Origin of the sequence: Pseudonocardia sp. KRD291 (assembly GCF_019263595.1) — a bacterium.
Taxonomy (GTDB): Bacteria; Actinomycetota; Actinomycetes; order Mycobacteriales; family Pseudonocardiaceae; genus Pseudonocardia.
Genome location: NZ_JADQDD010000256.1, coordinates 1 through 8981 on the forward strand (window position 1 = coordinate 1; position 8981 = coordinate 8981).

Below are 8981 nucleotides of genomic sequence, written 5' to 3' on the forward strand. Positions count from 1 at the left end.
CGCCCCGACCAGGTCGACCGCGACGGCCGCGGTCCGCTGACCGGCGTCCGCGCGGGCGAGGGCGAGCAGCCCGTCGAGCAGCACGCTCAGGCGCTGCGCCTCCCCGGCGACCGCGCGCAGCGTCTCGTCGGCCAGGTCCGGGTCCGGATAGGCGGCGGCGACCTCGGCCTGCGCGCGCAGCGCCGCGACCGGGGACCGCAGCTCGTGCGCGGCGTCCCCGGTGAAGCGCTCCAGCCGGGCCACCGCCTCGTCCCGGCGGCCCAGCAGCGCGTTGATCTCCGCGGCCAGGGCCTGCAGCTCGTCGCGGGCCACCGGGAGCGGCAGGCGCTGCCCCGGTGGCAGGTCGGCCGCGGCGCGGCGCATCCGGTCCACCGGGCGCAGCGCGGCCCGGGTCGCGAGCCACGCGGCGACCGTCACCACCGCGGCCACCAGGACCGCCGCGAGGACGAACAGCACCAGCGCCCGGGCCAGCACGTACTGCCCGCCCAGCAGGTCGCCCGAGGCCAGCACGAACCGCGTCGACCCGTCCGGCACCACGACCGGGACCGCGGCCCAGCGCAGCGGCCCGCCGCCGACGAACACGGTGGCCGGCTCCCCCGCCGCGAGCCGCGCCACCTCGTCGTCGCCGAGCGGGACCGGTCCCTGACCGTCGACCGGCGTGCCGGCGGTGTCCACCACCCGGATCGTGGGCCCGGCAGGCAGGCCCTGCCCCACCCGGACCGCGGACGCCGAGGCCTGGGCGCGCAGTTCGGTGTCGGCCGCACCCAGCAGGGCGTCGAGCATCAGGCCCGCACCGATCCGCGCCAGCACCAGCAGCGCGAGCAGCGCGACCCCGCCGACGACGACCGTGATCCGCATCCGCAGCGGCCGGCGCTCCCACCAGCGCCGCAGCCGCGTCCCGGCACCGGCCCCCGTCACGGGACGCCCACCCGGTAGCCGCGGCCGCGCTCGGTCCGCAGCACCTCACCGGCCCCGGCGGCGGTCAGCTTGCGGCGCACGTAACCGACGTAGACCTCGACGACGTTACGGCTGACCGGCTCCCCCTCGCCCCACACCAGCTCGCGCAGCTCGTCCTTGCCCACCACCGCGTCCGGGCGTACGGCCAGCGCGTGCAGCACCGCGAACTCCCGCGGCGAGAGCTCCAAATCCCGCCCGGACCAGGACGCGGAGCGCGTGCCCGGGTCGACCACCAGCTCCCCGACCGTGATCCGGGGCGCCGCCGACCCCGCGTCGCGGCGGCGCAGCAGGGCCTTGAGCTGCGCGAGGAGGACGACGAACGAGAACGGCTTGACGATGTAGCCGTCCGCGCCCAGGTCCAGCCCGTCCGCCTGGTCGATCTCCCCGTCCTTGGCCGAGACCAGCAGCACCGGCGTGCCCACCCCGGCCGCACGCAGCCGCTCGAGCACCCGGTAGCCGGACAGGCCCGGCAGGATCACGTCCAGCACGACGGCGTCGAACCCCCCGGTCAACGCCGCCTCCAGGGCCGAGTCCCCGTCCCCGAGGGCGACGACGTCCATCCCCTCCGAGGTCAGCCCGCGTCGCAACGCGGTCCGCACCCCGGGCTCGTCGTCCACCACCAGCACCCTCGTCACGGCACCGACGGTAGGGGCACCCACCGACAATCGGTGAACCTCGGCGCTGAGAACGTCTCAGTCGCGATACGTCAGGCTGTGGTCATGGGGAACCGGAGCAGTGTGCGTCGCCGCTGGGCGGCGGGGGGAATCGGTGCGGCACTGGTCGCCACCGTGGGTATCGGGCTGGTCGTGGCGCCGGCCGGGGCATCGGCGGCGCCGGAGCTGCCGCCGGTCAGCCCGGAGGACCTGGTGTCGTCGGTGCTGACCGCCGAGCCGGGCCCGTTCAACGGCACCGTGTCGCTGGACAACCAGCTCGGACTGCCCGCGCTGCCCGGCGCCCCGCAGGCCGCGAACGGCACCAGCACCGCCCGGATCTGGTCCGGCGACGACGGCAAGGGCCGCGTCTCGCTGCCGACCGACCAGGGCGAGAAGACGTTCGTCTCCGACGGGGCCACCCGCTGGTCCTACGACTCGGAGACCCGCACCGTCACCAAGGTCCCCGCGAAGCAGGGCGGGGGCCCCGGTGAGAAACAGGGCGGGAGGCCCGACCGGGCACCGGAGGCAGGAACAACCGGCCCGCCGGAGGTGGCGGCCCCCGACCCGGCCGCCGCGGCCGCGACGGCGATCGGCGAGCTGCGCAACACCAGCACCGTCTCCGTCGACGGCACCGCCGAGGTCGCCGGACGACCCGCCTACCAGCTCGTGCTGGACCCGAAGCCCACCGAGCGCACGTTGCTGCGCGAGGTCCGGATCGCGGTCGACGCGGAGAAGCGGATCCCGCTGCAGCTGTCCGTGCTGGCCAACGGTTCGCCCGAGCCGGCGCTGCAGGTCGGGTTCACCGACGTCACGTTCGGCCCGCAGGACGCCTCGCTGTTCGCGTTCACCCCGCCGCCGGGGTCCACGGTGCGCGACGAGCCCGCCACCACGGACCGTGCGAAGCCGGGCCCCGCAGGCCCCAAGCCCGGGCAGGACGCCGGACGGGACGCCGCCCGGCCGACGATCGTCGGCGACGGGTGGGACACGGTCGTCGTCGCGCGCACACCCGCCCAGGCGAAGCCCGGGGAGCCGAAGCCCGACTCCGCCGAGCAGGGTGACCAGGGTGCCCCGGAGGGGGCAGGCGCTCCGGACCTGTCCGCGCTCGGCACCCCGGTCAGCGGACCGTGGGGCGCGGGACGCCAGATCAGCACCGCGGTCGGCACCGCGATCATCGCCGACGACGGCCGGATCGCCGCCGGGGCGGTCCCCGCGCAGGTCCTCACCGAGGCTCTCGCCCGGTGACGGACCGCGGCACGGGTGGCGGCACCGCCCTGGACACGGCCCCGACGCACGGCGCGCCGGGGCCGGTCCCCGCGGCCGGCGCGATGGCGGCCCGGGCGGTCGGGCTGCGCAAGGTGTTCGGCACCACGGTGGCCGTCGACGGCATCGACCTCGACGTCCCGGCCGGATCAGTGTTCGGGATGCTCGGCCCGAACGGCTCCGGCAAGACCACGCTGATCCGGATGCTCCTGGGCCTGACCCGGCCCAGCGGCGGTACGGCGGAGCTGCTCGGGCGCCCGGTGCCCGACGGCCTGTCCGCGACGTTGCCCGACGTGGGCGCGCTGGTGGAGGGGCCGGGCTTTCACCCGTTCCTGTCCGGGCGGGAGAACCTGCGCCGGGTCGCGATGACCGAGCCCCGCCTCGGACGCTCCGAGATCGCCGCGGCCGTGGAGACGGCGCTGGAGCGGGTCGGGCTCGCCGGCGCGGCAGGTCGCCGGTTCCGCGGCTACTCCCTCGGCATGAAGCAGCGGCTCGGCCTGGCCTCGGCGCTGCTGGTGCCGCGACGCCTGGTCGTGCTCGACGAGCCGACCAACGGCCTCGACCCGTCCGGCACCCGGGAGGTGCGCCGGATCGTCGGTGAGCTGCGGGCGGGCGGGGCGACCGTGCTGCTCTCGTCGCACCTGCTGGCCGAGGTGGAGGCGATCTGCACGCACGTCGCCGTGCTGCAGGCCGGCTCGCTGGTCGTGTCCGGGGAGCTGTCCACCCTGCTCGACGCGGGTGCCGGTGGCCTGGAGATCACCGTGGACGACACCGGGGCCGCCGTCGAGGCGCTGCGCGCGGCCGGCGCGACCGCGTTCACCGAGGCGCCCGGGACGGTCGTCGCCGACGGCGGCCCACCCGCGCCGCGGTTGCTGGCGGCGCTGGTGCACGCCGGGATCGATGTCTTCGAGGTGCACCGGCGCCGACCGCACCTCGAGGAGCTGTTCACCCGGCTCACCGAGGACCGCAACGACCGGGACGGGGAGTCCGCATGACGGCCGCGACGATCGACACGACGGCCGGGGACCCCCGTCCGGTCCCGACGCTGCGGCTGTTCGCCGCGGAGCTGCGCTGGGTACTGCGCCGACCCCGGACTTTGATCATGTTCGGGCTGTTCGCGCTGGTCCCGATCCTGATCGCGATCGGCGTCGTGGTCGCCGACGGCGACGGGGACGGCAACGGCGGGCGCGGACTGATCGGGTCCATCGGCGGCAACGGCCTGGTGCTGCCGATCGCCGCGATGACCATCTCGCTGACCCTGTTGCTGCCGCTGGCCGTCGCCGTGGCCTCGGCCGACGCCATCGCGGGCGAGGCCTCGCACGGCACGCTGCGCGGGCTGCTGCTGTCCCCGGTGGGCCGGCTGCGGCTGGTCGGGATGAAGGCGTTCGGGGTGCTCGTGGTGGCCGTCGTCGCGACGCTGGTGATCGCGGTGGTCGGCGTGCTGGCCGGTCTCGTCGTGGTCGGCGGCGCGGACGGGCAGCTCATCACGCTGTCCGGGACGACGGTCGGTCTCGGCGAGGCGGTCGGGCGGGTGGGGCTCGTCGCACTGTGGACGGTCGGGCAGCTGGCCGCGGTGGGTGCGGTCGCGCTGGCCGTGTCGTCGTTCACCGAGCACCCGCTGGTCGTGTTGGCCTCGGTGCTCGGCGGCCTGATCACGTTCGGTGTGTTGAGCACGATCCCGGCGCTGGACTGGCTGGCGCCCTACCTGCTCACCACCGGCTGGTCCGCGGGCGCGGACGCGCTGCGTGACCCGTTGCCGCTCGACGGCCTGGGGTCCAGCTCGCTGGTCGCCCTGGTCTACCTCGTCGTGGGCGCCGCGGTGCTGATCACCAGGATGTCGCGCCGCGACGCCTGACCCCGTCCCGCCCGCACCGCCTGCGCCCGGCATGATCGGGCGGGAGCGGTGCGACAGCGACGAGGAGGACCCATGCGTGCGGTGCAGGTGAACGAGGCCGGCGGGCCCGAGGTGCTGGCCGTCGTCGACGTCGACGACCCCACCCCCGGCGCGGGTGAGGTCCTGGTCGACGTCGCCGCGGCCGGGGTCAACTACATCGACACCTACCAGCGCCAGGGCATCTACCCGATGGACCTGCCCTACATCGCGGGCCTGGAGGGCGCCGGACGGGTCGCCGCCCTGGGCGAGGGCGTCACCGGTGTCGCGGTCGGGGACCGGATCGCCTGGTCGGAGACGCTCGGCAGCTACGCCGAGCGGGTCGCGGTGCCGCTGGACAAGTCCGTCCCGGTGCCCGACGGCGTCGCCGACGAGCACGCGGTCGGGGCGCTGCTGCAGGGCATGACCGCGCACTTCCTGGTCACCGACACGTTCCCGCTGCGCGGCGGCGAGACCGTCCTGGTGCACGCCGCCGCCGGGGGCGTCGGGCTGCTGCTGACCCAGCTGGCCACCGCCCGCGGCGCGCGGGTGATCGCGACCGTGTCCACCCCGGAGAAGGAGGAGCTCGCCCGCGCCGCCGGGGCGGCCGAGGTGATCCGGTACACCGAGGTCGACGACCTGGCCGCCGCCGTCCGCGACCTGACCGGCGGGAACGGCGTGGACGCCGCCTACGACAGCGTCGGGCGGACCACGTTCGACGCGAGCCTGGCGAGCCTGCGCCGGCGCGGCATGCTGGTGCTCTTCGGCGCGGCCAGCGGCCCGGTGCCGCCGGTCGACCCGCAGAGGCTCAACACCGCCGGGTCGGTGTTCCTGACCCGCCCGAAGCTCTTCGACCACATCGCGACGACCGAGGAGCTGCGCACCCGCGCCGCCGCCGTCTACGGCGCCGTCGCCGACGGCTCGCTCGACGTCCGGATCGGCCACCGCTACCCGCTGGAGCAGGCCCGGACCGCGCACGAGGACCTGCAGGGCCGTCGCACCACCGGAAAGCTCCTGCTCACCCCCTGACCGCGTTGTGGAGCCGTGACGCGCCGAACGCCCGTCCCGGCGCGCGTCGTGGAGCCATGGTGTGAGGTGGGTGGGACACCGGCCGCGGATGTCGGGCCCCGGTGCTAGAAACTCCCTGTGGCAGCCGACCCCGAGACGTCCCGCACCCCGTTCCACGACCTGCAGGAGTTCGTCGGACTCCCACGGCTGTCCGGGCTGACCCTGTCCGCCGACGGGTCCCGCCTGGTCACGACGGTGTCCGAGTTGGACCCGGACCGCACCCGCTACGTCGGGGCGCTGTGGGAGGTCGACCCGGCGGGTGAGGCCCCCGCGAGGAGGCTGACCCGCGGCGGCACGGGTCAGTCCGCGCCGGTGTTCACCCCGGACGGGGACCTGCTGTTCTCCTCCGCCCGCCCGGACCCCGACGCGCCCTCGGAGCCGGCGGACTCCCCGTCGGCGTTGTGGTCGCTGCCCGCCCACGGCGGCGAGGCGCGGCTGTTGGGCAGCCGCCCCGGAGGCATCGGCGGCGTCGTCGTGGCGCGGGCGGCGGGCACCGTCGTCGCGACCTCGTCCACGCTGCCCGGAGCGGTCGACGCCGACGACGACGAGCGGCGGCGCACGGCGCGGCGCGAGTCGAAGATCACCGCGATCCTGCACGACGGGCACCCGGTCCGGCACTGGGACCACGACATCGGCCCGGCCGAGCCCCGGCTGCTCGCCGCCGCACCGGTCGCCGCACCGGCCGCTGCCTCGGTCGAGGGTCCGGACGCGCGGCTGGACTGGGCGGACCTGACCCCCGTCCCCGGGCACGCGCTGCTCGAGACCGCGCACAACGTCTCCCCGGACGGGCGCACCGTCGTCACCGGCTGGAACACCGCCCACGGCCACGGCGCCTGGCGGTCGTCGGTGGTGGCGATCGACGTGGCGACCGGCGACCGGCGCGTCCTGCTCGACGACCCGTCCGCCGACTTCTCCGCGCCCCGGGTCAGCCCGGACGGCACCCGCGTGGTGGCACTACGCGAGACCGTGCCCACCCCCGAGCGGGCGCCGCGGATCGACCTGGTCGTGGTGGCGCTGGACGGCGGTGATCCGGTGCCGGTCGCCCCGGACTGGGACCGCTGGCCCGCAGGCGTGCGCTGGACCGCGGACTCGTCGGCGCTCGTCGTAGTCGCCGACGAGGGCGGCCGGGCGCCGCTGTTCCGGGTCGACCCCGCCACCGGCACCGTGCTGCGCCTGACCGGCGACCACGGCGCCTACAGCGACCCCTGCCCGTCGCCGGACGGGCGGTGGGTCTACGCGCTGCGAAACGCCGTCGACTCCCCGCCCGCGCCGGTCAGGGTGGACGCCCACACCGCGGACGGGGTCCCGGAGCCGCTCGCCGGACCGGTGCCGGAGCAGCCACTGCCCGGACGGCTCACCGAGGTCACCGCGAGTGCGGCGGACGGCAGCGCGCTGCGGGCCTGGCTGGCGCTGCCGCACGACGCGTCGACCGACCCGGCACCGCTGCTGCTCTGGATCCACGGCGGGCCGTTGAGCAGCTGGAACGCGTGGTCGTGGCGGTGGAACCCGTGGCTGATGGTGGCGCGCGGCTACGCCGTCCTGCTGCCCGACCCGGCGCTTTCCACCGGTTACGGGCAGGACTTCGTGCAGCGTGGCTGGGGTGTCTGGGGCGGGCCGCCCTACACCGACCTGATGGCCGTGACCGACGCCGCCGAGGCCCTGCCCGAGATCGACGCCGGGCGCACCGCGGCGATGGGCGGCTCGTTCGGCGGCTACATGGCGAACTGGGTGGCCGGGCACACCGACCGGTTCCGGGCGATCGTCACCCACGCCAGCCTGTGGGCCCTGGACCAGTTCGGCCCGACCACCGACCACACCGAGTACTGGCGCCACGAGATGAGCCCGGCGATGGCCGAGGCGAACAGCCCGCACCGGCACGCGCACGCGATCACCACACCGATGCTGGTGATCCACGGCGACCGCGACTACCGGGTCCCGATCGGCGAGGGCCTGCGGCTGTGGTGGGACCTGACCTCGCGCCAGCCCGACCCGGCCGCGAACCCGCACCGGTTCCTGTACTTCCCGGACGAGAACCACTGGGTGCTCTCCCCGCAGCACTCCGCGCTCTGGTACGAGACGGTGCACGCGTTCCTGGCCACCCACGTTCTCGGCCGTGAGTGGCAGACCCCGGACCTGCTGCGGTAGCGCGGACCGCAGTACCGGGACAGCGGGCCGGAGTACCGGGTCAGGCCCCCGAGCCCTCGGCCACCGGGCGGCCGGGGCCCCCGCTGCGGGCGACGACGTCACGGCCGGCGGAGTCGTGGTCGGCGGGGTCCCGGCCGGTGGGGTCGTGCCCCGCGGGGTCCTCCGGTGCCTCCCGGTGCCCGTCCAGCAACGGCGAGCGCGAGAGCAGGACGACCCCGGCGACCAGCAGCGCCGTGCACAGGGCCGCGCCGAGCAGCCACCATCCGGTGCGGACCTGCTCGTGCAGCAGTCCGACGCCCCACACCGTGGCGACGAGCGGGTTGCCCAGCGTGATGCCGGGCTGCGAGGCGACCAGCCGTCCCGCCTGCACCGCGTTCTGCAGGAGGAAGAACCCTGCCGTGCCCACGACGAGCAGCGCCCAGGTCTGCCAGGTGGCGACCACCGCGAGCACGCCCCCGTCCAGGACCGCGGTGACCGGCTTGACCAGCACCGCGCCGAGCCCGGCCGACATGCCGGCCGCTCCCCCGTAGAGCGCGGTGGCCACGCCCCGGCGGGTCCGTCGGGCGAGGAGCAGGGCCGCCGCGATGACGGCGAGGGTCACGCCCAGCCCCACCAGCCAGGTGCCGAGGTCGGCCGACTGCGGGTCCCCTCCGCCGGGGGCCAGCGAGAACAGCAGGCCCGCCACCCCCACCGTCATCGCCGCGATCGCCACCCATTCACGGGCTCCGAGGCGACCGCCGAGCAGCAGCGCGGACAGGATCAGCACCGACGGCAGCTCCATCACCACCATCAGCTGCACCAGCGAGACCGGCCCGCCGGCCAGCGCGGCGACCTGCAGGGCGTAGGAGGCCACGATGGTGGCGATGCCCGCGGCCCACACCGGGCGGCGGCTCACGAGCAGCCAGAGCAGCGAGAGCGAGAACCCCGCCCGCGGCGGCTCCGCCTCGGTGGCCTTGCGCAGCAGCACGATGCCCAGTGCCCCGACCACCGCGGCGCCCAGCACGAGGCCGATCACCATCACCACACGC

General features: G+C 75.9%; 8 protein-coding genes. 5 read left to right on the plus strand and 3 right to left on the minus strand.

Translation table 11 applies throughout. The features are described 5' to 3' along the window. Both I4I78_RS25895 and I4I78_RS25900 read right to left on the minus strand, forming a co-directional pair. Nucleotides 1–918 (minus strand): histidine kinase dimerization/phospho-acceptor domain-containing protein (locus I4I78_RS25895; protein ID WP_308252359.1); only part of this gene is annotated, 918 nt, incomplete at its 3' end. Next, on the minus strand, nt 915–1583 hold the full coding sequence (locus I4I78_RS25900) for a response regulator transcription factor (RefSeq protein ID WP_218614111.1): 669 nt from the start codon (nt 1581–1583) through the stop codon (nt 915–917). The genes I4I78_RS25895 and I4I78_RS25900, both read right to left, overlap by 4 nt. A 93-nt stretch (nt 1584–1676) precedes the next feature. On the opposite strand from I4I78_RS25900, the gene I4I78_RS25905 reads away from it, so the two are divergent. From I4I78_RS25905 to I4I78_RS25925, 5 genes are all read left to right on the plus strand, one after another. Further along, nucleotides 1677–2852: an outer membrane lipoprotein carrier protein LolA gene (locus I4I78_RS25905; protein ID WP_218614106.1), complete on the plus strand. Its 1176-nt coding sequence runs from the start codon at nt 1677–1679 to the stop codon at nt 2850–2852. A gap of 83 nt (nt 2853–2935) precedes the next feature. Then, nucleotides 2936–3865 carry an ABC transporter ATP-binding protein gene (locus I4I78_RS25910; RefSeq protein WP_218614112.1) on the plus strand — a complete coding sequence of 310 codons (930 nt, stop codon included), beginning with the start codon at nt 2936–2938 and terminating at the stop codon, nt 3863–3865. Beyond that, the gene (locus I4I78_RS25915; protein ID WP_218614107.1) at nt 3862–4725 is read left to right on the plus strand and encodes an ABC transporter permease subunit; all 864 of its coding nucleotides are present in this window, start codon (nt 3862–3864) and stop codon (nt 4723–4725) included. The genes I4I78_RS25910 and I4I78_RS25915 overlap by 4 nt, the downstream gene beginning before the upstream one ends. 72 nt (nt 4726–4797) lie before the next feature. Then, nucleotides 4798–5769: a quinone oxidoreductase gene (locus tag I4I78_RS25920; protein WP_218614108.1), complete on the plus strand. Its 972-nt coding sequence runs from the start codon at nt 4798–4800 to the stop codon at nt 5767–5769. Nucleotides 5770–5886: 117 nt separating this feature from the next. Next, nucleotides 5887–7953 carry an alpha/beta fold hydrolase gene (locus I4I78_RS25925; RefSeq protein WP_218614109.1) on the plus strand — a complete coding sequence of 689 codons (2067 nt, stop codon included), beginning with the start codon at nt 5887–5889 and terminating at the stop codon, nt 7951–7953. Nucleotides 7954–7993: 40 nt separating this feature from the next. On the opposite strand, the gene I4I78_RS25930 is transcribed toward I4I78_RS25925, so the two are convergent. Then, nucleotides 7994–8981 (minus strand): DMT family transporter (locus I4I78_RS25930; RefSeq protein WP_218614110.1); only part of this gene is annotated, 988 nt, incomplete at its 5' end.